Annotated in this window: 18 protein-coding genes and 1 pseudogene; 4 read left to right on the forward strand and 15 right to left on the reverse strand. The window is 72.4% G+C overall.

Annotation, left to right across the window (positions count from 1 at the left end; translation table 11 throughout):
- Positions 1 to 46: 46 nt before the first annotated feature.
- Positions 47 to 1,165: pseudogene (locus ACSNN8_RS36275) on the forward strand (amino acid permease); the annotation flags it as partial.
- A 65-nt stretch (positions 1,166 to 1,230) separates the two neighbouring features.
- Here the strand turns inward: ACSNN8_RS36275 and ACSNN8_RS36280 are convergent.
- Positions 1,231 to 2,838, reverse strand: a complete 1,608-nt coding sequence (locus ACSNN8_RS36280) for a PLP-dependent aminotransferase family protein (RefSeq protein WP_436654694.1) — start codon at positions 2,836 to 2,838, stop codon at positions 1,231 to 1,233.
- Between the two features lie 113 nt (positions 2,839 to 2,951).
- Between ACSNN8_RS36280 and ACSNN8_RS36285 the strand changes: the two genes are divergently transcribed.
- A complete protein-coding gene (locus ACSNN8_RS36285) occupies positions 2,952 to 4,088 on the forward strand; it encodes a S8 family peptidase (protein ID WP_436654695.1) in 1,137 nt (378 codons plus the stop codon).
- Positions 4,089 to 5,690: 1,602 nt separating this feature from the next.
- Here the strand turns inward: ACSNN8_RS36285 and ACSNN8_RS36290 are convergent.
- Positions 5,691 to 6,119, reverse strand: a complete 429-nt coding sequence (locus ACSNN8_RS36290) for a hypothetical protein (protein WP_436654696.1) — start codon at positions 6,117 to 6,119, stop codon at positions 5,691 to 5,693.
- A gap of 82 nt (positions 6,120 to 6,201) precedes the next feature.
- On the reverse strand, positions 6,202 to 6,849 hold the full coding sequence (locus ACSNN8_RS36295) for a YczE/YyaS/YitT family protein (protein WP_436654697.1): 648 nt from the start codon (positions 6,847 to 6,849) through the stop codon (positions 6,202 to 6,204).
- Positions 6,850 to 6,908: 59 nt separating this feature from the next.
- Here ACSNN8_RS36295 and ACSNN8_RS36300 point away from each other — a divergent pair, with 59 nt between their 5' ends.
- Complete coding sequence (locus tag ACSNN8_RS36300) at positions 6,909 to 8,363, forward strand: PLP-dependent aminotransferase family protein (protein WP_436654698.1); 1,455 nt, start codon at positions 6,909 to 6,911, stop codon at positions 8,361 to 8,363.
- A gap of 41 nt (positions 8,364 to 8,404) precedes the next feature.
- On the opposite strand, the gene ACSNN8_RS36305 is transcribed toward ACSNN8_RS36300, so the two are convergent.
- The 10 genes from ACSNN8_RS36305 to hisD form a co-directional block, all read right to left on the reverse strand.
- Positions 8,405 to 8,854, reverse strand: a complete 450-nt coding sequence (locus tag ACSNN8_RS36305; protein ID WP_436654699.1) for a pyridoxamine 5'-phosphate oxidase family protein — start codon at positions 8,852 to 8,854, stop codon at positions 8,405 to 8,407.
- Positions 8,855 to 8,921: 67 nt separating this feature from the next.
- The gene (locus ACSNN8_RS36310) at positions 8,922 to 10,745 is read right to left on the reverse strand and encodes an AMP-dependent synthetase/ligase (RefSeq protein WP_436654700.1); all 1,824 of its coding nucleotides are present in this window, start codon (positions 10,743 to 10,745) and stop codon (positions 8,922 to 8,924) included.
- A 339-nt stretch (positions 10,746 to 11,084) separates the two neighbouring features.
- A complete protein-coding gene (hisF, locus tag ACSNN8_RS36315; RefSeq protein ID WP_436654701.1) occupies positions 11,085 to 11,846 on the reverse strand; it encodes an imidazole glycerol phosphate synthase subunit HisF in 762 nt (253 codons plus the stop codon).
- Positions 11,843 to 12,571, reverse strand: a complete 729-nt coding sequence (priA, locus tag ACSNN8_RS36320) for a bifunctional 1-(5-phosphoribosyl)-5-((5-phosphoribosylamino)methylideneamino)imidazole-4-carboxamide isomerase/phosphoribosylanthranilate isomerase PriA (protein WP_436654702.1) — start codon at positions 12,569 to 12,571, stop codon at positions 11,843 to 11,845. The genes hisF and priA overlap by 4 nt, the downstream gene beginning before the upstream one ends.
- A gap of 16 nt (positions 12,572 to 12,587) precedes the next feature.
- Positions 12,588 to 12,908, reverse strand: a complete 321-nt coding sequence (locus ACSNN8_RS36325; RefSeq protein ID WP_436654703.1) for a hypothetical protein — start codon at positions 12,906 to 12,908, stop codon at positions 12,588 to 12,590.
- A 3-nt stretch (positions 12,909 to 12,911) separates the two neighbouring features.
- Entirely contained in the window at positions 12,912 to 13,529 is a 618-nt protein-coding gene (hisH, locus tag ACSNN8_RS36330) for an imidazole glycerol phosphate synthase subunit HisH (RefSeq protein WP_436654704.1), read from the reverse strand.
- Complete coding sequence (locus tag ACSNN8_RS36335) at positions 13,529 to 13,687, reverse strand: hypothetical protein (protein WP_436654705.1); 159 nt, start codon at positions 13,685 to 13,687, stop codon at positions 13,529 to 13,531. The genes hisH and ACSNN8_RS36335 overlap by 1 nt, the downstream gene beginning before the upstream one ends.
- On the reverse strand, positions 13,687 to 14,298 hold the full coding sequence (gene hisB / locus ACSNN8_RS36340; RefSeq protein WP_436654706.1) for an imidazoleglycerol-phosphate dehydratase HisB: 612 nt from the start codon (positions 14,296 to 14,298) through the stop codon (positions 13,687 to 13,689). Before hisB ends, ACSNN8_RS36335 begins: the two co-directional genes overlap by 1 nt.
- On the reverse strand, positions 14,295 to 15,359 hold the full coding sequence (locus ACSNN8_RS36345; protein WP_436654707.1) for a histidinol-phosphate transaminase: 1,065 nt from the start codon (positions 15,357 to 15,359) through the stop codon (positions 14,295 to 14,297). Before ACSNN8_RS36345 ends, hisB begins: the two co-directional genes overlap by 4 nt.
- Positions 15,356 to 16,663 carry a histidinol dehydrogenase gene (gene hisD, locus ACSNN8_RS36350; RefSeq protein ID WP_436654708.1) on the reverse strand — a complete coding sequence of 436 codons (1,308 nt, stop codon included), beginning with the start codon at positions 16,661 to 16,663 and terminating at the stop codon, positions 15,356 to 15,358. Before hisD ends, ACSNN8_RS36345 begins: the two co-directional genes overlap by 4 nt.
- Positions 16,664 to 16,793: 130 nt before the next feature.
- Between hisD and ACSNN8_RS36355 the strand changes: the two genes are divergently transcribed.
- On the forward strand, positions 16,794 to 17,498 hold the full coding sequence (locus tag ACSNN8_RS36355; RefSeq protein WP_436654709.1) for an LON peptidase substrate-binding domain-containing protein: 705 nt from the start codon (positions 16,794 to 16,796) through the stop codon (positions 17,496 to 17,498).
- Between the two features lie 1,415 nt (positions 17,499 to 18,913).
- Here ACSNN8_RS36355 and ACSNN8_RS36360 read toward each other — a convergent pair.
- Positions 18,914 to 19,675: a hypothetical protein gene (locus ACSNN8_RS36360; RefSeq protein ID WP_436654710.1), complete on the reverse strand. Its 762-nt coding sequence runs from the start codon at positions 19,673 to 19,675 to the stop codon at positions 18,914 to 18,916.
- 23 nt (positions 19,676 to 19,698) lie between these two features.
- Positions 19,699 to 23,232: a DNA polymerase III subunit alpha gene (gene dnaE, locus ACSNN8_RS36365; protein WP_436654711.1), complete on the reverse strand. Its 3,534-nt coding sequence runs from the start codon at positions 23,230 to 23,232 to the stop codon at positions 19,699 to 19,701.
- Between the last annotated feature and the right edge of the window lie 45 nt (positions 23,233 to 23,277).

Genomic DNA, 23,277 nt, shown 5'->3' on the forward strand with positions numbered 1-23,277 from the left:
CTCATTGGATCGAAACGGGAGCCAATGCCGCCCTAGCGTGAGGGGCATGGCTCAGAACTCCGGACTCTCCCTCGCCCAGGGCACCGCGCTCTCCGTGGGCGCCGTCCTGGGCACCGGCGTGATCTCGATGCCGGCGCTGGCCGCCGAGGTGGCCGGCCCGGCGTCGCTGGTCGCGTGGCTCGCGCTGATCGTGCTGTCCGCGCCGCTGGCCTGGACGTTCGCGGCCCTCGGCGCGCGGCATCCGGACGGCGGCGGGGTCTCCACGTACGTCCGGCTGGCGTTCGGCCCGCGCGTGGGCGCCGCGGTCGGCTGGTGCTTCTTCTTCGCCGTGCCGCTCGGCGCGCCCGCCGCGACCGCGTTCGCCGGCGGCTACGTGGCCGACGTGCTCGGCGGCGGGCGCGCCACGGCGCTCGTCACGTTCCTGGTGATCGTGTCGGCGGTCTTCGCGACGAACTGGTACGGCGTGCGGGTCTCGGGCCGCGTCCAGCTGGTGCTGACCGGCGTGCTGGCCGTGCTGTTGCTGGTCACCGTGCTCACCGCGCTGCCGCACGCCCGCTGGGAAAACCTCACCCCGTTCGCCCCCCACGGCTGGTCGGGCGTGGGCTCTGCCGCGGCCGTGCTGGTGTGGGGCTTCGCCGGGTGGGAGGCGGTGTCGTCGCTGGCCGCGGCCTACCGCAACCCGCGCCGGGACGTGCCCCGGGCGACCGCGATCGCGGTCGTGCTGGTCGGCGCGCTGTACCTTGCCGTGGCCGTGACCAGCGTGCTCGTGCTGGGGCCGGCGCTGGGCGGCAGCTCCGCGCCGCTGGCCGACCTGCTCGCGGCCGGGGTGGGCGGCCCGGTCCGGGTGCTGACCGCCGTCGTGGCGGTGCTGCTGACCGTGGGGGCGGTCAACGCGTACCTGGCCGGGGCCTCCCAGCTCGGCGCCGCGCTCACCCGCGACGGCGCGCTGCCGGTCCGGCTGGGCCGCACGCCGCGCCGGGCGCTGCTGACCATCTTCGTGCTGAGCCTGGTCTCGGCCGTGCTGCCGATCGGTCTGCACACCGCGCTGCTGCTGGTCACCGGGTGCTTCACGCTGGTCTACGTGCTCGGCACGGCGGCCGCGCTGCGCCTGCTGCCGCGCGGCCGGTCGCGGATCGTCGCCGCGGTCGGCTTCGTGTCGGTGGTCGCGCTGCTGTGGCTCAACGGGCCGCCCGCGCTGCTCAGCCTCGTGATCGTCGGGGCGTCGCTGGGCTACCAGACGTTCGTCTCGCGTCGCTCCCCGCGCGAGCGGGCATCCTCCAGGTGGGCCCCGAAGATCGACATCGCCTCGCCGAGCAGCGCCGGGTCGGCCGCGCCGAACCCGAACACGAAGCCGGCCTGCGGGGCCTCCGCCGTCGAGTAGTCGCGCAGGTCGTCGAGCGCGAGACCGGCCCGGGCACACGCGGACACCACCGCGGTCGAGTCCGCGCCGGTCAGCGCCGTGACGTGCAGCCCGGCCGCGGAGGGCACGACGTCCAGGCCGGGCATCCGCCCCAGCGCCGCCACGATCGCGGAGTGCCTCTGCGCGTACGCCCTGCTCGCCCGGCGGACGTGCCGGGCCAGCAGCCCCTCGTCGAGGAAGCGCGCGAGGGCCGCCTGCACCGCGGGCTGGCCGTAGCCGTCGCCGAGCTGGCGGGCGGCGATCAGCGCGTCGTGCAGTCCCGGCGGGGCCAGCAGGAAGCCGGTGCGGATCGCGGGCAGCATGCTCTTGGAGAACGTGCCCACATAGATCACCCGGCCCGCGGTGTCGAGGCTGTGCAGCGGCTCGAGCGGGCGGGCCGAGAAGCGGAACTCGCTGTCGTAGTCGTCCTCGACGATCGCGGCCGGGCGGCGGCGCGCCCAGTCGAGCAGCTCGCGGCGCCGGGCCAGGCTCATCGCGCGGCCGAGCGGGAACTGGTGCGACGGTGTCGTGTAGACCAGCCTGCAGTTGGCGGGCAGCTCCGCCACCACGAGGCCCTGCTCGTCGACCCGTACGCCGGTGACGCGCGCGCCGAGCGCGGCCAGGATGCGGCGGGCCGGCGGGTAGCCCGGCTCCTCGACCGCCACCACGTCGCCGGGGCGCACCAGCACCCGGGCGATCAGGTCGAACGCGTGCTGCGCCCCGTTGGTGACCACCACGTCGGCGGCGGTGGTGCGGACGCCGCGGGAGACGCCGAGGTAGCGCGCGATCGCCTGGCGCAGCGCGGGATGGCCGGCCGGTTCGCCGTACGTGCCGGGGTTGTTGGCCCGCAGCCGCAGCTCCGCGGTGACCAAGCGGCGCCACGCGTCGAACGGGAACAGGCCCGCGTCCGGGATGCCGCTGCGCAGGTCGTAGCGGGGCGGGGTCTTCGCGCCGCTCGTGGGCAGCGGCGTGAACTCCCAGTCCGCGCGGGGCCGCAACGGGTCGGCCACTGCCCGGCTGCGGTGTGCGCGCATCGACTTCTTCGCCGGTCCCCCGGTCGATCGCCCCGCCGCTCCCGCTCCTCCCGTCGCCGCTCCCCTTGCTCCTCCGCTCGCCGCTCCCCTTGGTCCTCCTCTCGCCGCTCCCCTTGGTCCTTGCCTCGCCGGTCCCCCTGCCGGCCCTTCCGCCGATTCCTCTTCCGGCACAAAAGCGACAAACGTTCCGGAGCCGACCCGTGCGGTCAGGTAGCCCTCGGCGGCCAGCCGTTCGTACGCGGTCGCCACGCTGCCGCGGGCCACGCCGAGGTCGGCGGCGAGCGCCCTCGTCGGCGGCAGCCGCTCACCCGGCGGCAGCCGCCCGTCGACGATCGCCGCCCGCAGCGCGCGGTAGACCGCCGCCGTCCTCCCGTCCGCGTCGTCCAGCCTGATGATCAGGTCCACCCGCCCATTCTCCCGCGCAGGTATGGCCCTTTCGGTATGCGCACGCCGACGACCGCCGCGCTTACGCTTCCCGTACCTGAAGTGACGAACGTCTATGCAATGAAGGGACCAGCATGGCGACTCGACGTACCCTGGCCGCCGGCCTGCTCGCCGCGGTCACCGCGGCCGTCGCGGCGGGCACCCCCGCCGCGGCCGCTCCCGCCACCGGGGAGATCCGGCTCGCCGGCACCGCCACCGCGGTCGCGGGCAGCTACATCATCGTGATGAAGCCCGGCGCCAAGCCGATCGGCACGGGCCTGAGGCAGAACCTCCCGGTGATCAACGGCTACGAGGCCGCGCTGACCGAGCTGCAGGCCAAGCGGCTCGCGGCGCGCTCCGACGTGGCGTACGTCGAACAGAACCAGACCGTGTCGCTGGCGGCCACGCAGACCGGCGCCACCTGGGGCCTGGACCGCATCGACCAGCGCAACCGGCCGCTGAGCACCACGTACACCTATCCGGTGACGGCGTCGAACGTCACCGCGTACATCATCGACACCGGCATCAAGTACACGCACAACGACTTCGGCGGCCGGGCCACCGCCGGCTACGACGCGGTCGGCACCGGCGGCGTCGACTGCAACGGCCACGGCACCCACGTCGCCGGCACCGTGGGCGGCACCACCTACGGCGTGGCCAAGCAGGTGCGGCTGGTCGGCGTGCGCGTGCTGAACTGCTCCGGCAGCGGCACCAACGCGGGTGTCATCGCCGGCGTCAACTGGGTCACCCAGAACGCCCGCAAGCCCGCCGTCGCCAACATGAGCCTCGGCGGCGGCGCCAGCACCGCCCTCGACAACGCCGTCGCCGCGTCGATCAGCTCCGGCGTCACGTACGCCCTGGCGGCCGGCAACTCCAACGCCAACGCCTGCAGCTCCTCCCCCGCCCGCGTGGCCTCCGCCATCACCGTCGGCGCCACCACCAGCACGGACGCCCGCGCCTCGTACTCGAACTACGGCACGTGCCTGGACATCTTCGCCCCCGGCTCGTCCATCACGTCCGACTGGTACACCTCGAACACCGCCACCAACTCCATCAGCGGCACCTCCATGGCCAGCCCCCACGCAGCCGGCGCCGCGGCGCTCGTGCTCTCCCGCAATCCCACCTACACCCCCGCCCAGGTGCGAGACAGCCTGGTCACCAACGCCACCCCCAACGTCGTCACCAGCCCCGGGACGGGCTCCCCCAACCGCCTGCTGTTCGTAACCCAGTAACCCAGCCCCACTTCAGCGCCCGGCCCGCATCCTCGGCGGGCCGGGCGCCGTCGTCGATCCCGCCCGACCGCCTCTCCTGTGGTGGCCTGCGCGCTCGCCGTCTGCACTCCGTCGAACTCCACGCGCTCACCTCTGCTCTGCGCCCACCTGCCCTCGGCACTCCACCGTCCCGCGCACACCGCCCGACGTCCTACGCCTGCCTCTTATCCCTCCGACTTCAAGTACCTGCGAAATCGTCTTTTCCTTCGCTCTCTTGCCGCTTCCGCGCCTTACCTCTCTTTGTCTTTGCGCAGCCGATCACTTCGAGATCACCTAGATCGGCATGATCCAGACTTCGGCAACCCAGGCAATTGTGAGTTGACCGCGGGACAATTACGCCATGCGGCGGCAACTTCAATTGTTCACCAGCGCGGAGTTGGCGATAATGCGCGACCGCACCGCGTCGCGGCGCTATTCCCCCGAGCGCGACACCTTCCGCCGCGAGCAGCGCGACCGTCGACTGTGGGGCCTTACACGCCGACATGCCGAGAAGCTGCAACGCCTGCACAGCGCGCAAACCGCGCCGCCACCCGATCCTCGCCCACTCCAGCATGATCGCCAGCCACTTCGGCCAACCGCGCCCCTTCACCCGCCGACGTCACGGCAGACACGGCACCCCGCCACCCAGCGCGAACCGCATACTGGTACCGCGCGGACCGCGGCCGTCGGCCGACCCACACCACCACCAGCGGATCCGCCCCGAACAGAGCCCGCTCAGCAGCGACCAGAAGTACGCTTACACGAGTCGCCCAAGGAAACTCCACAGTCGACGGCGGCCAGGCAACTAACCGCAACCTCGCGCCCAGCGACATCCGCTCGACCAGCCTCACGCCTAGCGACATCCGCTCGACCAGCCGCAACACGGACGGCACCATTCAGCGGCCTGGCGTCAACCTCAACGAGGCACCCTCCGCCCGGCCGGCGGCTACCCCAGGGAAGGCAACACTCACCGAACCGGCCGCAACCCGAACGCCGAAAAAGGCGCACGAGCCGCCTCGACGCCATGGCCCCCGACAAACACCGCCAACGCCATGCGGTCGAATAGCGGAGCCTCCCCAGGCAGCGGCGAGTATTGCAGTTATCGCCGTTTCCGGCCATAACCCGTTGCACGGCATCAGGCCGCGATTTCTACCCGCAACTCACGTCATCGGCTCCAATGCCAGAACGTCACAGTGCAGGAATAGCAAGCGTCATTACGCCCGCCCCGGCCACTACCTACACAGCAAGGCAAGGGACGAGGCCGAGCTCGGCGGCGGTGGCGTGCATGGCGGGGCAAGGCGGCCAAGCGAACCGATCAGGTCCGCGCGCTCGGGCGTGTTGGTGTCGATGCGGATGAGCCGCCGCGGCGCGGATCGAGCGAGCAACCCGGCGCGGATCCGGCGGTGGGCAGCGGGAGGCACCGCCAAGCCCCGAGGAGGCGACGACGCGCGCGGAGGGCAGCCCGCGGAGCAAAACTGGAGGTGCGGTCAGAGAACGAGCAGCGGAGCGAGATCGGACTCGCTGCCGCGGCAGGAGCCGAAGGAGTGGACCGCATACGCGATCGGGGCGGAGCTGGAGTTGGTCTCAGCGCCCATCCGCTAAACGGTGGCTGTATTCGCGGACGGCGGCGGTGTACGTCTGCTCGTCCAGGGTCCAGTCGGCGTCGCCGGGAGAGGTGGCGCGGTTGAGCTGGGTCTGCAAGGTCATGACGGCGGACGAGAGGCCACTGAACGGGCGGCTGCGCCACAGCTGCTCGCCGGCCGGGGCGACCTCGACCAGGTCGTCCTCGACGACGATCAGGCCCGCGCCGACGAGGCGGCGGACCGACTCCTCGAGTTCAGCGCGGCTGGGGACGCTGTGGTGCAGGAAGTCTGCGGCGGCCAGCACGTCGGCCAGGCTCGCGCCGACGGCGGGCAGCGAGGCGTGCAAGGCCCGGTCGCGCTCGAGGCGCTCGGCGATGACGGCGGCCACGAAGATCCATGCGTCGTTCCACTGCCAGTCGCCAACCGCCATCCGGTAATGATGCCGCGCCGGCGGGTCGGCGGGAAGCGGTTGTGCCCTGATGATCACAAAGCTGTGACCGAGCTAAACCGAATCAGACCGGGCGCGGCGCACTGTCCACAGAGGACGGGACAGGCTCCCGTACGGTGCACAGCGGCAGGAACAGCTGCGCCAGTGGCCCGATCGCCAGAGCGTACGCGATGGTCCCGATGCCGACCGTGCCGCCGAGCAGGAAGCCGACGCCCAGGACGGCCACCTCGATCGAGGTACGCACCATCCGGATGGACAGCCGCGGGAACCGGCCCACGATGCCGGTCATCAGCCCGTCGCGCGGCCCGGGGCCGAGCCGGCTGCCGATGTACAGGCCCGTGGCCAGGCCGTTCAGCAGGATGCCGGCCACCAGATAGCCGATCCGGGCCGGGATCGTCCCGCCGGCGGGCAGCACGGCCAGCGCCCCGTCCACCACGAAACCGACCACGACCAGGTTGGCGAGCGTGCCGAAGCCGGGCCGCTGCCGCAGCGGGATCCACAGCAACAGGATCGGAATGCCGAGCAGGATCACCACCAGGCCGAAGCTAAGCCCGGTCACCTCGGACAGGCCCTGGTGGAACACGTCCCACGGGTTGAGGCCCAGCGCCGACTCGACCATGAACGCCATGCTGACGCCGTACAGCGCCAGCCCGGCGAAGAGCTGGACGACCCGCCGGGTGAGACGTCGATCTCCGTTGCCACTTGGTTCCATGAATGCCACTCTGAAGGCCAATTGTGGGAAGCTGAAGTGCCAATTTCGCGGAGGTGGACGTGACCACGACGATACGCGGGGGCCAATTGGCCCGGCTGCTCGGACAGTGGCACTCCCTGCCGGGCCGCCACCGGAGCCCGGACTACGCCGCGCTGGCGGCCGCGGTCCGCGGTCTGCTCTCCGACAGCCGGCTTCCCCTGGGCGTACGCATGCCGGCCGAACGCGAGCTCGCCGAGTCGCTCGCCGTCAGCCGGACGACGGTCAGTGCCGCCTACCGCACGCTGCGCGAGACCGGCCACCTGACCAGCCGCCGCGGCGCCGGCAGCTGGACCACCCTGCCGCACGGTCACCGGGTCGTGACCTCGGGGCTGTGGGCGGCCGGCGACGACCACGACATGATCGACCTGGGGGTGGCCGCCTCGGCCGCGCCGGCCGAGCTCGTGCCCGCCGCCCGGGCCGCCGCCGAGGACCTGCCCCGCTACCTGGGCAGCGCCGGATACCACCCGACCGGGCTGATGGAGCTGCGCGAGGCCGTGGCCGCCGGCTACCGGCAGCGCGGCGTGCCCACCTCGGCCGAGCAGATCCTCGTCACGGGCGGCACCCAGCAGGCCCTCGACCTGGTGCTGCGGCTGTCCGTGCCGGCCGGCTCGCCCGTGCTCGTCGAGGCGCCCACCTATCCGAACGCGCTGGCCGCGCTCGCCGCCCGCCGGGCGCGGATCAACACCCACGGGCTCGACACCGCGACCGGCTGGGACGGCGAGATGCTGCTCGGCGCCCTGCGGCAGACGCGGCCCCGGCTGTCGTACGTGATCCCGGAGTTCCACAACCCGACCGGCCACCTCATGCCCGCCGGGCTGCGCGAACGGCTCGTCGCCACGGCGCACTCCACCGGCACCGAGCTGGTCGTCGACGAGTCGTGGATCGACCTGCCGCTCGACGGCGACGAGATGCCGCCGCCGGTGGCCGTGTTCGACCGGCACTCGCGGGTGGTGTCCATCGGCGGCCTGAGCAAGGGGTACTGGGGTGGCCTGCGCATCGGCTGGGTGCGGGCGTCGGCGCCGCTGGTGCAGCGCCTCGCCGCGATCCGGGTGGGCGTCGACATGGCCAGCCCGGTGCTCGAGCAGCTGGTCGCCGTGCGCCTGCTCGACCAGTCGGCGAAGATCCTCGCGGACCGCCGCGCCGAGCTGCGCACCCGGCGCGACGCCCTGGTCGGCGCGCTGCGCGTCATGCTGCCCGAGTGGAGCTTCGTGCTGCCGCGCGGCGGCGTGTCGCTGTGGGCCGAGCTGGACGGCCCGATCTCCAGCGCGCTGGCCCGGGCCGCGGAGGACGTGGGCGTACGGCTGGCGCCCGGTCCGCGCTTCGGGCTGGACGGCACCCTCGAGCGCTTCCTGCGGCTGCCGTTCGCGCTGCCGCCCGAGGAGCTGACCGAGGCCGTACGCCGGATCGCCTCCGTGCGGCACGACCTCGACCGGACGGCGCGCCCCTCGTGGCGTACGCCCGCCGTCATCGCCTGAGCCGCAGCCGGGCGGGCCGCTGAGCACGACAAGACCGGGAGTCAGACGAGCCAGGCCCCGTCACGCATCAGCAGCCGGCCGGGGAGCTCGTCGACCTCGCGCCACGCCTGGATGCGCTCGGGGCGCAGCACGAGGAACGCGTAGTCGTCGCCGGCCGTGCGCGGATCCCAGTCGTTGCGGTCCGCGTAGGCCTGCCCGGCCTCGCCGGACTCGGCCACCGGCACCGTGCCGGCGAGCACCGCGTCGACCATCACCACGTCGCGGGTGGCGCCCAGGCCGACCCGGGCCCGCCCGCTCGCGGCGAGGTTGCGGGCGGTGGGGCTCCGCAGGGCGGTGGCCAGCCAGATCCGCTCGTCGTGCCAGAGCAGCGTGAGCGGGACGAGGTACGGAAGGTCGCCGTCGGCGGTGGCCACCCACGCGTCGGTCACCGGCGCGCTCAGCCTCGCGAGGACGTCCGTCTTGCGCTGGTGTTTCGACCGGGGCTCAGCCACCGACGTAGCGTACTGCGACGCACCGGCGACCGGCGGCCCTGTGGACGGCGGCCGCCGGCGCCCGGGCTCAGATCTGCGCGAGCGAGCCCGCGTACATCTTGTCGATCTGCTCGGCGAAGTTGGTCTCCACCGAGCGGCGCTTGATCTTCATGGACGGGGTGATCTCGCCGGCCTCGATGCTGAGGTCGCGCGGGAGGATCGCGAACTTCTTGATCGTCTCCCAGCGGTTCAGCTTGCCGTTGAGCTCCGACACGTACCCCTCGATCATCTTCTCGGTCTCGGGGGCCGTCACGATGTCGGCGTAGCTGCGCCCGGCCAGCGGGCCGCTCGCCGCCCACGCCTTGATCGCGTCCTCGTCGAGCGAGATCAGCATCGTGACGAAGTTGCGGGCCTGGCCGACGACGACCGCCTGTGACGTGTACGGGCAGACGGCCTTGAACATGCCCTCGATCGCGCTGGGCGCGATGTACTTGCCGCCGGACGTCTTGACCAGGTCCTTCTTGCGGTCGGTGATCGTCAGGAAGCCGTCGGCGTCGAGCTCGCCGATGTCGCCGGTGCGCAGCCAGCCGTCGGAGGTGAACGCCTCCTCGGTCTCCTGGGGCAGGTCGTGGTAGCCGCGCATGACCGGCTTGCCGCGCAGCAGCACCTCACCGTCCGCGTCGATCCTGCACTCGAGGTCGCCGAGCGGCAGGCCGACGGTGCCGATTTTGAGCCGCTCGAGCCGGTTGACGAAGTTGGCCGCGCTGCTCTCGGTCATGCCGTACCCCTCCATGATCGGAAGGTTGGCGGCCGCGAAGAACTCGGCGATCTCGCGGCTGAGCGGCGCGGAGCCGCTGACCAGCACGCGCAGCCGGCCGCCGAGGCGGTTCTGCAGCTTCGAGAACACCAGCCGCTCGGCCACCGCGTACTTGAGCTTGAGGGCGCCCGGCAGCGGCTTGCCGGCCTGCTCGAGGGCGACCTTCTGCTTGCCGGTCGCGACGGCCCAGTGGAAGATCTTGGCCTTGGCGCCGCCGCCGGCCAGCGCCGTGGTGACGGTCTTGTTGTAGACCTTCTCGAAGATCCGGGGCGCGGCGCACATCAGCGTCGGCTTGACCACCGACAGCATGTCGACCAGCTTGTCGACCCGGCCGTCGACGTACGTCGGCACGCCCACGTGGATGATGCCGCAGAGCAGCGTCTTGCCGAACGAGTGCGACAGCGGCAGCCAGAGGTACTGCAGGTCGGTCGACTCGAACAGGCCGAGGTCCTCCTGGGCGACGCCCTCCCACGTCCAGCCCGCGTGCAGCAGCTGGACGCCCTTGGGCCGCCCGGTCGTGCCCGAGGTGTAGATCAGCGTGGCCAGGTTGTCGGGGCCGATCGACGCGACGACGTCCTCGATCAGCGTGGGCTGCTCGCGCAGGACGGCGGCGCCGCGCTCCTCCAGCTCGGCGAGCGTCAGCTGCGGGGGCGTGGCGTTCGCGTCGGCCGGGCCGTCGATCAGCACGACGGTGGTGACGTCGGTGTCGACGCCCGCGATCTTCAGGGCCTGCTTGGCGTTCTCGGCGATCAGCACCTTGGAGCCGGAGTTGGACACGATGTAGCTCGCGTCCTCGGGCTCGGTGGTCGGGTAGACCGTGGTGGTGGCGGCGCCCGCGCAGTTGATGCCCAGGTCGGCCAGCACCCACTCGAAGCGCGTGCCGGACAGGATCGCCACCCGGTCCTCGAGGGTGACACCGAGGTCACGAAGGCCCGCCGCGATCGCCGAGGCCCGCTCCCCCACCTGCGCCCACGTGTGCCACACCAGGCCGGTGTCGTCGGCGTTCGGCACCGCGAACGCCTGACCGTTGGGGGTGGCGGCCACGCGCTTGAAGAACATGTCGGGGATCGACCGGTAGGGAACCTCGAGAGCCATCGGCGCCGCCTTATGTCCAGTGTCCGGGGGATTCAACGTTCTGGTTACCGCAGGGTATTGGCACGGCGACGTCAGGGCCAGTGCCGCCCCGGCGCGGTCCGGAACTTCGATCTCCGCGTCCAGTCTATCGACCACCCGGGGGCATCGTCTCACGACGTGAAACGTGCCCGGCGGGCAGCGGCCCGGCGACTTTGGGCCGTTCTGCCCGGTACCCAGCGCTTGCCGTGCGGAAGGTATCTCTCAGGACATTCCCAGCCGGGCGAGCTCGGCGATGCGGTTCCAGAGGGGGCGCCCCCTCATCCTGCGACCCTGCCCCCGGGGCAGGGTCGCACGCCGAGGTCAGCGAACCGCGTTGCCCGCCTCCCGCAGCGCCTGCTTGACCTCGCCGATCGACAGGTCGCCGAAGTGGAACACGCTCGCGGCCAGCACCGCGTCGGCGCCGGCGGCCACCGCGGGCGGGAAGTGCCCGACCGCCCCGGCGCCACCGCTGGCGATCACCGGGATGGTCACGACCTTGCGCACCGCGGCGATCAGGTCGAGGTCGAAGCCCGCCTTGGTGCCGTCGGCGTCCATCGAGTTGAGCAGGATCTCCCCCGCGCCCAGCTCGGCGACCCGGGCGGCCCACTCGATGGCGTCCAGCCCGGCGCTGCGCCGGCCCCCGTGCGTGGTGACCTCCCAGCCGCTGGGCTGGTCGCCGGAGCGCCGAACGTCGAGCGACAGCACGAGCACCTGGTTGCCGAACCGCTCGGCGATCTCGCGGATCAGCCCGGGCCGGGCGATCGCCGCCGTGTTGACGCCCACCTTGTCGGCGCCGGCGCGCAGCAGCACGTCGACGTTCTCCACCGAGCGGACGCCGCCGCCCACGGTGAGCGGGATGAAGACCGATTCCGCGGTACGGCGGACCACGTCCAGCATCGTGCCGCGATCGTCGGACGAGGCCGTGACGTCGAGGAACGTCAGCTCGTCGGCGCCCGCCGCGTCGTAGGCGGCGGCCAGCTCGACCGGGTCGCCGGCGTCGCGCAGGTCGACGAAGTTGACGCCCTTGACCACCCGGCCCGCGTCGACGTCGAGGCAGGGAATCACCCGTACGGCGACCGTCATGCCCCGGCCGCCAGCACGTCCAGGGCCTCGCGCACGGTGAACGCGCCCGCGTACAGCGCCTTGCCCGCGATCACGCCCTCGACGCCGACCGTCTCGAGGGTCGCGAGCGCCCGGAGGTCGTCCAGCGTGGACACGCCGCCGCTGGCGATCACGGGCTTGTCGGTGGCGGCGCACACCTCGCGCAGCAGGTCGAGGTTGGGGCCGCGCATCGTGCCGTCCTTGGTGATGTCGGTGACGACGTAGCGGGACGCGCCCGCCTTGTCGAGCCGGGCCAGCACCTCGTACAGGTCGCCGCCGTCGCGGGTCCAGCCGCGCGCCGAGAGCGTGCGCCCGCGCACGTCCAGCCCGATCGCGACGCGGTCGCCGTACTCCGCCACCACCCGGTCGCACCACTCGGGGTCCTCGAGCGCGGCGGTGCCGATGTTGACCCGCTCGCAGCCGGTCGCCAACGCCCGGGTCAGCGACGCGTCGTCGCGGATGCCGCCGGACAGCTCGACCTTCACGTCGAGCCGGCCCACCACGCCCGCCAGCAGCTCGGCGTTGGAGCCGCGCCCGAAGGCCGCGTCGAGGTCGACCAGGTGCACCCACTCGGCGCCGTCGTTCTGCCAGGCCAGCGCGGCCTCGAGCGGGTCGCCGTACGCGGTCTCGGAGCCGGCGGCGCCCTGCACGAGGCGGACGGCCTGGCCGTCCGCGACGTCGACGGCGGGCAGCAGCTGCAGGGTCATGCTTTTCTCCAGGTTGTCAGCCGGCCTTGCGGCCGAGGATCACCACGACGAGAGCCGGCGCGGAGAGAACGAGCAGGGTGGTGAGCACAATGCGCAGCCCGAGCTCGGGCACGAACAGCCACACCGCCGCGGCGGCGGCCAACGGCAGCAGCACGATGCCGATCCGCTCGCTGCGGCTGCGGCGGTGCAGCCGGCCCGCGTTGCGCGTCCTGGGTGTCAGCCGGCGCAGCACGGCCCGGCGCCGCTGCCGCCGGGCGACCTTGCGGGCCCGGGCGGCCTTCTGTTTCTCCTGCACGGCGAGGCGTTCCGCACGCCGCCGGGCACGTTCCTTGGACACGGCCTACAGACCGGCGACCCAGTTGCGCAGCAGCCCGTAGCCGGCGTCGCCGGATTTCTCGGGGTGGAACTGCGCGGCGCTGAGCGGGCCGAGCTCGACCGCGGCCGCGAACGGCCGGTCGTGGCTCGCGGTGGTCACCTTGGCGCCGGCCTGGTGCAGCGCCTGCAGGTCGTTCGCGGCGTACGAGTGGACGAAGTAGAACCGTTCCCCCTCGAGCCCGGCCAGCAGCTGCGAGCCGTCGGGCGCGTCCACCGTGTTCCACCCCATGTGCGGGATGCGCTCGGCGGCGAGCTTGTCGACCACGCCGGGCAGCAGGCCCAGGCCCTCGGTCTCGACGCCGTGCTCCACGCCCGCGTCGAACAGGATCTGCATGCCCACGCAGATGCCGATCACGGGTCGCCCCGCGGCCACCCGCTCGGCGATCATGGGGCCCGCGCCGACCTCGTGGATGCCCGCCATGCACGCCGCGTAGGCCCCCACGCCGGGCACGACCAGCCCGTCCGCCTCGGCGGCGGCATCGAGGTCGCTGGTGACCGTGACGGTGACGCCGGTGCGCGCGACGGCCCGCTCGGCCGAGCGCAGGTTGCCCGACCCGTAGTCCAGGACGACGACGTTCTTCATCAGTTGTCCCCCGGGAGCGACCACAGCACGCCGCCGGCGGTGGCCAGCGCGGCGAGGACGCCGACCAGCCCGATGCTGAACTTGGTGGCGCCCGACTTGACGAGCTGGACCACCCCGCCGACCAGGAACCCGGCGAGGAGGAACAACGCGATGGCCATCAGAGCACGCCCTTGGTGGACGGCAGCTGGCCGGCGTTGCGCGGGTCGATCTCGACGGCCTCGCGCAGCGCCCGGGAGAACGCCTTGAACTGCGTCTCGACGACGTGGTGCGCGTCGGGCTTGCCGCCGTCACGTGCCGCGCGCAGCACGGACACGTGCAACGTCAGCTTCGCCGCGTGGCCGAACGACTCGAAGATGTGCCGCGTCATGCTGGTCGGGTAGACCGGTCCGATGTACGGCGCGAGCTCCGGCTCGTCGTGCACGATGTAGGGCCGGCCCGACAGGTCGACGGCGGCGCGCACGAGCACCTCGTCCATCGGGATGGTCGCCGACCCGTACCGCCGGATGCCCGCCTTGTCGCCCAGCGCGCGCGAGAACGCCTCGCCGAGCGCGATGGCCGTGTCCTCCATCGTGTGGTGGGCGTCGATCTCGAGGTCGCCCTCGGTGCGCACGGTCAGGTCGAAGCCGCCGTGCCGGGCGAGCTGGTTGAGCATGTGGTCGTAGAAGCCGACCCCCGTGCTGAGGTCGCCCTTGCCGGCGCCGTCGAGGTCGATCTCGACGAGCACCTTGGTCTCGTTGGTGACGCGCTCCACGCGCGCGGTGCGGCTCACTTCACGGCCTCCAGGAATGCGTCGGTCTCAGCGGGGGTGCCGGCGGTCACGCGCAGCCAGCCGGGAAGGCCGACGTCGCGGATCAGCACACCGCGGTCGAGCAGGCGCTGCCAGGCGACCCTCTGATCGCCGCCGACCTCGAACAGCACGAAGTTGGCATCGCTGTCGGCCACCCTCATGCCACGCTCGCGCAGCGTGGCGACGATGCGGTCACGCTGCTGCTTGATCACCTCGACGGTGGCGAGCAGGGCGTCACGCTGTGCCAGCGCGGCGCGGGCGGCGGCCTGGGTCAGCGCGGACAGGTGGTAGGGCAGCCGCACGAGCTGCACCGCGTCGACCACGGCCGGGTCGGCGGCCAGGTAGCCCAGGCGGCCGCCGGCGAAGCCGAACGCCTTGCTCATCGTGCGGCTCACCACCAGGCGCGGGTGGCCCGGCAACAGGGCGAGCGCACTGGGCGTGCCGGGACGGGCGAACTCCGCGTACGCCTCGTCGACCACCACCACGCCGCGGGCGGCCTCGAGGACGGCGGTGACCACCTCGGGGTCGAGCGCGGTGCCGGTCGGGTTGTTCGGCGAGCACAGGAACACCAGGTCGGGGTCGTGCTCCTCCAGCTGGGCGAGCGCCGCGGCCGGGGTCAGGCCGAAGTCCGGGTCGCGCAGCGCGCCGATCCAGCGGGTGCCGGTGCCCTGGGCCAGCAGCGGGTGCATCGAGTACGACGGGCCGAAGCCCAGCGCCGTGCGGCCCGGCCCGGCGAACGCCTGCAACAGCTGCTGCTGGACCTCGTTGGAGCCGTTCGCCGCCCAGGTGTGCGCGCCGGTCAGCCCGTGGCCGAGGTAGTCGGCGAGGTCGGCGCGCAGCGCGGTGGCGTCCCGGTCGGGGTAGCGGTTGAGGTCGCGCAGCTCCGCCTGCACGGCCTTGGCGATCGCGTCGACCACGGCGTCGGGCAGCGGGTAGGAGTTCTCGTTCGTGTTGAGCCGCACCGCCACGTCGAGCTGCGGAGCGCCGTACGGCGTCTTGCCCCTCAGGTCGTCGCGGATGGGCAGGTCGTCGATGGTCGTCATCGGAACCTCGCCTCGACGGCCTGGCCATGCGCCGGCAGATCTTCCGCGTTGGCGAGCGCGACCACGTGCCGCGACACGTCGCGCAGCGCGGCCTCGTCGTACTCGATGACGTGGACGCCGCGCAGGAACGACTGCACCGACAGCCCCGACGAGTGCCGCGCGCAGCCGCCGGTGGGCAGCACGTGGTTGGAGCCGGCCGCGTAGTCGCCCAGCGACACCGGCGACCAGGCGCCCACGAAGATCGCGCCGGCGTTGCGCACCCGCATCGCCCACTCCCGCGCGTCACGGGTCTGGATCTCGAGGTGCTCCGCCGCGTAGGCGTCCACGACCCGCAGCCCCTGCTCGAGGTCGCCGACCAGCACCACGCCGGACTGCTCGCCGGCCAGCGCGGTCTGCACCCGGGCGGCGTGCTTGGTGGCCGGCACCTGGCGCGCCAGCTCGGCCTCGACCGCCTCGACCAGCGCCTCGGAGTCGGTGACCAGCACGCTCGCGGCCAGCGGGTCGTGCTCGGCCTGGCTGATCAGGTCGGCCGCGACGTGCCGCGGGTCGGCGGTGTCGTCGGCCAGGATCGCGATCTCGGTCGGGCCCGCCTCGGCGTCGATGCCGACCGCGCCCCGCAGCATGCGCTTGGCCGCGGTCACCCAGATGTTGCCCGGGCCGGTGATCACGTCGACCGGCTCGCAGCGGTCGGACTCGTCGGCGCCGTCGGAGCCGTAGCCCAGCATCGCGATCGCCTGGGCGCCGCCGACCGCGTAGACCTCGTCGACGCCGAGCAGCGCGCACGCCGCCAGCACACGGGCGTCGGGCAGGCCGCCGTTCTCCTTCTGCGGCGGGCTCGCCACGACCAGCGCCTCGACGCCGGCCGCCTGGGCAGGCACCACGTTCATGACCACGGTGGACGGATAGACGGCGAGACCGCCGGGGACGTAGAGGCCGACACGGCGTACGGGGATCCAGCGCTCGGTGACCGTGCCGCCGTCGACCACCTGGGTGGTGACGTCGGTGCGGCGCTGGTCGGCGTGCACCTTGCGGGCCCGCTCGATCGCCACCTCGAGCGCCGCGCGCACGTCGGGCTCGAGCGTCTCGGCGGCAGCAGCGATCGCGGCCGCGGGCACCCGCAGCCGCTCGAGCACGACGCCGTCGAATCGCTCGGTCGCCTCCCTGATCGCCGGGAAGCCGTGCTGATGGACTGCCTCGACGACCGGGCGGATCCGCTCGACGGCCACGGAGACGTCGAGCTGGGCACGGGGCAGCAGGCCTCGCGGGTCCCTGGAGGAGCCGCGCAGGTCGATCCGATTCAGCACGTCGCCAAGTTTAGGCGGCGCCTCCGACAGAACCGCGCCCGCCGCCGCCCGGCCCGAGTCGTGAGATGGTGATCACCCGCTCGCGGCCACCACGGGTTGACCATGGTGGGGCGACGGATAGGCTGAAGCAGTGAGCAAGCGGCTGCCGGTGTTCCCGCTGGGTACGGTGCTGTTCCCCGGCCTCGTGCTGCCCCTGCACATCTTCGAGGAGCGCTACCGCACGCTCGTCCGCGAGCTGGTGACCAGCCCCGAGGAGGGCCCGCACGAGTTCGGCGTGGTGACGCTGCGCCGCGGCACCGAGGCCCCCTCCGACAGCGGCGACGGCCCCGCCGCCGAGGACGCCCCCCTCCGCGCCGCCGACCTCTACCCCACCGGTTGCACAGCCGAGCTGCGCCAGGTCACCGAGCTGCCCGACGGCCGCTACGACATCATGACCGTGGGCCGGCGCCGGTTCACGGTCACCGACGTCCGCCAAGGCGACGAGCCCTACCTGACCGCCGACGTCGAGTGGCTGCCCGACGAGTCCCCCGACGAGACGGCCGAGCTGCTCGCACCCCGGGCCCTGGCGGCCTTCCGCGCGTACCTCGAGCTGCTGCGCCCCGACTCCGAGGTGCTCGACGCCGTCCCCGGCGACGCCACTGTGCTGTCCCACCTGATCGCCGCGACCGCCCAGCTCACCACCGACGAGCGCCAGCTGCTGCTGGCCGCCCCCGACACCGCTTCGCGGTTGCGGACCGAGCTCAAGCTGCTCAACCGCGAGGCCGGCCTGCTCGCCAAGGTCCGCGCCGTCCCGGTCCCGCTCAGCGACCTGGCCCGCCCCGCCAGCCCCAACTGACGCGCCCCCGGCGGGCGTCTCCGAGCCGAGCTCCTCCGGCAGGTCTCCACCAGCCCTTTCCGGCCTGGTTCCTGGTCCCGACCCAGCTTCCGGGACAACGCGCGTTCGCCTCGTCCCTGGCCCGCCCCTGGGCGACGGGCGACGGGCGACGGGCGACGGGCGACGGGCGACGGGCGACGGGCGACAACGACCCGGACGACCGCCGGCAACCCGCTCCAGGCGACCGGCGGCAGTCAGCCGGACCACGACACCGGCCGCCTGGCGACCCGCGCAAGCCAACAACCAGCGCAAGGGGCCGCAGTCAGCCCGGCCACGACGCTGAACGCCCAGGACTGGGCACGGCGCGCAACGAGGATCGCCGCCGCACCACGACAAAGCCCCGCCGAAGACAAGGCGCCGGGAGCGGTGAGGGCACGGCGCGCGAGGGCAAGGGCGACGCTCGGCGCAGGCGAGGGCGGGGCGCAGGTGAGACCAGGCGAGGGCGAGGCGGCGAGGCGGCGAGGGCGATGCACGAACGGAAACGAGGGTGAGGCAAGACGCGGCGCAGGCGAGGCGCGGCGCGGCGCGAATGAGGACAGGCAAGTCGGGCCCCGGCGCGGGCGAGGCGTAGCGAGGCGCAGGCGAGAACCGGGCGAGGGCGACGCACGAGCGGAAGCGAGAGTGAGGCAAGACGCGGCGCAGGCGAGGCGCGGCGCGGCGCGAATGAGGACAGGCAAGTCGGGGCGCGGGCGAGGCGTAGCGAGGCGCAGGCGCGGGCGAGAGCCGGGCGAGGGCGACGCACGAGCGGAAGCGAGAGTGAGGCAAGACGCGGCGCAGACGAGGCGCGGCGCGAATGAGGACAGGCAAGTCGGGGCGCGGCGCAGGCGAGGCGTAGCGAGGCGCAGGCGAGAACCGGGCGAGGGCGAGGCACGAGCGGAAGCGAGGGTGAGGCGCGACGCGGCGCAGGCGCGCGCGAGAGCCGGACGAGGGTGAGGCACGAGCGGAAGCAAGAGTGAGGCAAGACGCGGCGTCGGCGCAGACGAGGCGGGGCGCGGCGCGGCGAATGAGGGACAGGCAAGTCGGGGCGCAGCGCGGGCGAGGCGTAGCGAGGCGCAGGCGCGCGCGGGAGCCAGGCGAGATCCGGGCGAGGGCGAGGCACGAACGGAAGCGAGAGTGAGGCAAAACGCGGCGCAGGCGAGGCGGGGCGCGAATGAAGGACAGACAAGTCGGGGTGCGGCACGGGCGAGGCGCAGGCGCAGGCGAGAGCCCGGCGGGGGCGAGGCACGAACGAAGCGAGAGTGAGGCAAAACGCGGCGCAGGCGAGGCGGAGCGCGGCGCGAATGAAGGACAGGCAAGTCGGGGCGGCGCGGGCGAGGGCCGGGCGCGGGCGGCGCGAGGACGGGTGGGCGCGGGCGGTGGGGCGCGTAAGGGAAGGCTCAGAGAACAGGCCGGCTCGCGGGCGGGTGCTCTTCGATCGGGGGCGGGTCATACTCGCTGTTGGGACCGTAGCCGGGGCGGGCGCCCGGGTGGTCGAGGTCGGGGTCGTTGGACCAGCCGGCCATCAGCGTCAGGGCGATCGCGGCGGCGAAGGCGGGGACCAGGGTGGGGCCTAGGGCGTGGACCTCGGGCGGCGCGGCGTAGGTGGCGCCCTGCTGGGCGGACTCGGCCCACTGCTGGTAGTCGGAACGGCCGATCAGCTCGCCCACCCACGGCGCCACCAGCCAGCCGGCGCCCAGGGTGCCCAGCACGATGCTGAGCAGCAGGAAGGGGCCCCGGTCGCGGCGCAGCATCAGCCACGCGCCGATCGAGACGAGCAAACCGAAGGCCAGGCCGAGCAGCGTGAACCAGCCGTCGGCGGCGACGTACTCCTCGGGGGACGGGTCGTTGACCACGATGCCGGCCTGCCCGGCGTCGATCACCGGCACGGTGGGGGCCAGCCAGCGCCACAGCAGGCCGAGCGGAACGCCGAGCACGACGATCACCAGGGCGCAGGTCACCGCGACGGTGAGCGTGCGCTTCCACGGACGGCGGGCCGGCGCGGGCTCGGCCCAGGCGTGGGCCGCCGGGCCGGTGAGGTGCGCCAGCCCGAAGCCGCCGCCCGCCCCCGGAGCAGCCGGGCCGCCCGAATCGGGAGCAGGCGGGCTGCCCGCCCCGGGCGCAGGCTGGGGCGGCGGCGCCGGTTCCTGACTAGCGTTCACCCTACGATCCTGCCAGGTATTGCTCAGGCCACGGCCGACGGGCCGAGGATCATCTTGAGGTCGGCCCGCAACGCCGGGGTGGGCGCGACCCGCACGGCGCCCAGCCGCAGCACCGTCGTCCGGCTGCCGTTCTGCAGGTGAACGTGCACCTCGGAGTCGCCGGGGTGGCTGGTGAGGATCTCCTTGAGCTCGGAGACCAGCGGCGGCGTGCACCGGGTGATCGGCATGGTCAGCGTGACCGGCTTGCTGTCCGGGTTGTGGCTGATGTCGGGCAGCGACATGTCCATCGCCATGATGCGCGGGGTGTCGTCGCGGCGGTCGACGCGGCCCTTGACCACGACGATCGCGTCCTCGGCGATGTACTGCCCGATCACCTCGTAGGTGTTGGGGAAGAACAGCGCCTCGACGCCGCCGGCGAGGTCTTCGAGGGTGGCCGACGCCCAGGCGCGGCCCTGCTTGGTGATGCGACGCTGCACGCCGGTGAGGATGCCGGCGAGCGTGACGACCTGGCCGTCGCCGACCGTGCCCTCCTCGTTGAGCGCGGCGATCGTCGTGTCGGCCGCGTTCTGCAGCAGCTGCTCCAGGCCGGCGAGCGGGTGGTCGCTGACGTAGAGGCCGAGCATCTCCCGCTCGAACGCCAGCTTGTCGCGCTTGTCCCACTCCGAGTCGCCGATCGGGGGCATGGCGACCGTGGCCGCGCTGCCGCCCTCGGTGTCGCCGAACGCCCCGAACAGGTCGAACTGCCCGGCCGCCTCGTTGCGCTTGACGTCGGCGTACGCGTCGATGGCCTCGGCGTGCACCGCGAGCAGGCCCTTGCGGCTGTGGCCCATCGAGTCGAACGCGCCGGCCTTGATCAGCGATTCCATCGTCTTCTTGTTGCAGGCGACCGCGTCGACCTTGGACAGGAAGTCGTAGAAGTCCTGATAGGCGCCCTTCTCGGTGCGGCAGCGGGCGATCGCCTCGACCACGTTGTTGCCGACGTTGCGCACCGCGGCGAGGCCGAAGCGGATGTCCTTGCCGACCGGGGTGAACGGGCCGGCGGACTCGTTGACGTCGGGCGGCAGGACCTGGATGCCCATGCGCCGGCACTCGGCCAGGTACATCGCCATCTTGTCCTTGTCGTCGCCGACGCTGGTCAGCAGACCGGCCATGTATTCGGCCGGGTAGTGCGCCTTGAGGTAGGCGGTCCAGTACGACACCAGGCCGTACGCGGCGGAGTGCGCCTTGTTGAACGCGTAGCCGGCGAACGGGACCAGCACGTCCCACACCGCCTGGATGGCCTCCTTGGAGTAGCCGTGCTCCATGCAGCCCTGCTGGAACGGCCCGAACTCCTTGTCGAGGATCTCCTTCTTCTTCTTGCCCATCGCGCGGCGCAGCAGGTCGGCCTGGCCGAGGCTGTAGCCGGCAAGGATCTGCGCGGCGCGCTGCACCTGCTCCTGATAGACGATCAGGCCGTACGTCGGTTCGAGGATCTCGCGCAGCGGTTCCTCGAGCTCCGGGTGGATCGGCGTGATCTCCTGCAGCTTGTTCTTGCGCAGGGCGTAGTTGGTGTGCGACTCGACGCCCATGGGGCCGGGGCGGTAGAGCGCCAGGACGGCGGAGATGTCCTCGAAGTTGTCGGGCTTCATGAGCCGCAGCAGCGAGCGCATCGGGCCGCCGTCGAGCTGGAACACGCCGAGCGTGTCGCCGCGCGCGAGCAGCTCGTACGCCGCCTTGTCGTCCAGCGGCAGCGCCAGCAGGTCGAGGTCGAGGTCGTGGTTGAGCTTGATGTTCTTGACCGCGTCGTCGAGGATCGTCAGGTTGCGCAGGCCCAGGAAGTCCATCTTGAGCAGGCCGAGCGTCTCGCACGTCGGGTAGTCGAACTGCGTGATGATCACGCCGTCGGTGGGCCGGCGCATCAGCGGGATGTGGTCGATGATCGGCTCGGCCGACATGATCACGCCGGCGGCGTGGACACCGGTCTGGCGGATGAGGCCCTCGATGCCCCGGGCGGTGTCGATCACCTTTTTGACGTCGGGGTCCTGCTCGTAGAGCGAGCGGACCTCGCCGGCCTCGCTGTAGCGCTTGTGCTCCTTGTCGAAGATGCCCGACAGCGGGATGCCCTTGCCCATGACGTCGGGCGGCAGCGCCTTGGTGATGCGGTCGCCGACCGCGAACGGGTAGCCCAGCACGCGGGCCGCGTCCTTGATCGCGGCCTTGGCCTTGATCGTGCCGAACGTGGCGATCTGGGCGACCTTGTCCTCGCCCCAGCGCTCGGTCACGTACTTGATGACCTCGCCGCGCCGGCGCTCGTCGAAGTCGATGTCGACGTCGGGCATCGAGATGCGCTCGGGGTTGAGGAACCGCTCGAAGATCAGGCCGTGCGGCAGCGGGTCGAGGTCGGTGATGCCCATCGCGTACGCCACCAGGGAGCCCGCGGCCGAGCCACGGCCCGGACCGACCGCGATGCCGTTGCGCTTGGACCACTGGATGAAGTCGGCGACCACGAGGAAGTACGCCGGAAAGCCCATCTGGATGATGACGCCCAGCTCGTACTCCGCCTGCTTGAGGTGCGTCTCGGGGATGCCGTCGGGAAAGCGGTTGCGCAGCCCCTCGAACGCGACGTGGCGGAAGTACTCCTCCTCGGTGTAGCCCTCGGGGATCGGGAACCGGGGCATCAGGTTCTTGAAGGTGAACATGCCCTCGGTGTCGACCCGCTCGGCCACCAGCAGCGTCGTGCGGCAGCCCTCCTGCCAGGCCTCCGACGAGTCGACCGCGCGCATCTGGTCGGCGGACTTGACGAAGTAGCCGTTGCCGTCGAAGCGGAACCGGTTGGGGTCGGCCACGTTGCTGCCGGTCTGCACGCACAGCAGCACGTCGTGGGCCTCGGCCTGGGCCTCGTAGGTGTAGTGCGAGTCGTTGGTGACCAGCGGCTTGATGCCGAGCTTCTGCCCGATCTCGAGCAGGCCGTCGCGGACCCGTTTCTCGATCGACAGCCCGTGGTCCATGATCTCGAGGAAGTAGTTGTCCTTCCCGAGCGCCTCCTGGTACATCGCGGCGGACTTCAGGGCCTCGTCGAACTGGCCGAGCCGCAAGCGGGTCTGCACCGCGCCGGACGGGCAGCCGGTCGTGCCCATGATGCCCTCGGCGTGCTCCGCGATGATGTCGAAGTCCATCCGCGGGTACTTGCCGAGCTGGCCCTCCATCGAGGCGCGCGAGTTGAGGCGGAACAGGTTCTTGAGGCCGACGGCGTTGCGGGCCCACATGGTCATGTGGGTGTAGGCGCCGTTGCCCGAGACGTCGTCGCCCTTCTGCTCGGGGCGGCCCCACTTGATGCGGCTCTTGGTGAGGCGCGACTCGGGCGCCACGTACGCCTCGACACCGATCACCGGCGTGATGCCGGCCGACTTGGCCTGGGTGTAGAAGTCGTAGGCCCCGTGCATGTTGCCGTGGTCGGTGATCGCCGCGGCGGGCATGCCCAGCCGGGACGCCTCGGCCAGCAGCTCTTTGACCCGGGCGGCCCCGTCGAGCATCGAATACTCGGTGTGCACGTGGAGATGCACGAACGAGTCAGACACCCCGGGCCCCCTTAAGTTGTTGGACCCGAGCGACTCTAGCGGGCC

Origin of the sequence: Actinoplanes sp. URMC 104 (assembly GCF_051386375.1) — a bacterium.
Classification (GTDB): domain Bacteria; phylum Actinomycetota; class Actinomycetes; order Mycobacteriales; family Micromonosporaceae; genus Actinoplanes.

Bases quoted from the DNA above. Each gene is read 5' to 3' on its own strand.
- hisF (WP_436654701.1), bottom strand. From the start codon at position 11,846: ATGACGGTCGCCGTACGGGTGATTCCCTGCCTCGACGTCGACGCGGGC.
- ACSNN8_RS36335 (WP_436654705.1), bottom strand. From the start codon at position 13,687: ATGGCCATCGCGTTGTTCCTCCTCGCCGGGTTCCTGGTCGGCGGGGTG.
- hisH (WP_436654704.1), bottom strand. From the start codon at position 13,529: ATGAAGAACGTCGTCGTCCTGGACTACGGGTCGGGCAACCTGCGCTCG.
- ACSNN8_RS36290 (WP_436654696.1), bottom strand. From the start codon at position 6,119: ATGGCGGTTGGCGACTGGCAGTGGAACGACGCATGGATCTTCGTGGCC.
- priA (WP_436654702.1), bottom strand. From the start codon at position 12,571: ATGACCCTGCAGCTGCTGCCCGCCGTCGACGTCGCGGACGGCCAGGCC.
- ACSNN8_RS36345 (WP_436654707.1), bottom strand. From the start codon at position 15,359: ATGACGACCATCGACGACCTGCCCATCCGCGACGACCTGAGGGGCAAG.
- ACSNN8_RS36295 (WP_436654697.1), bottom strand. From the start codon at position 6,849: ATGGAACCAAGTGGCAACGGAGATCGACGTCTCACCCGGCGGGTCGTC.
- ACSNN8_RS36310 (WP_436654700.1), bottom strand. From the start codon at position 10,745: ATGGCTCTCGAGGTTCCCTACCGGTCGATCCCCGACATGTTCTTCAAG.
- ACSNN8_RS36285 (WP_436654695.1), top strand. From the start codon at position 2,952: ATGGCGACTCGACGTACCCTGGCCGCCGGCCTGCTCGCCGCGGTCACC.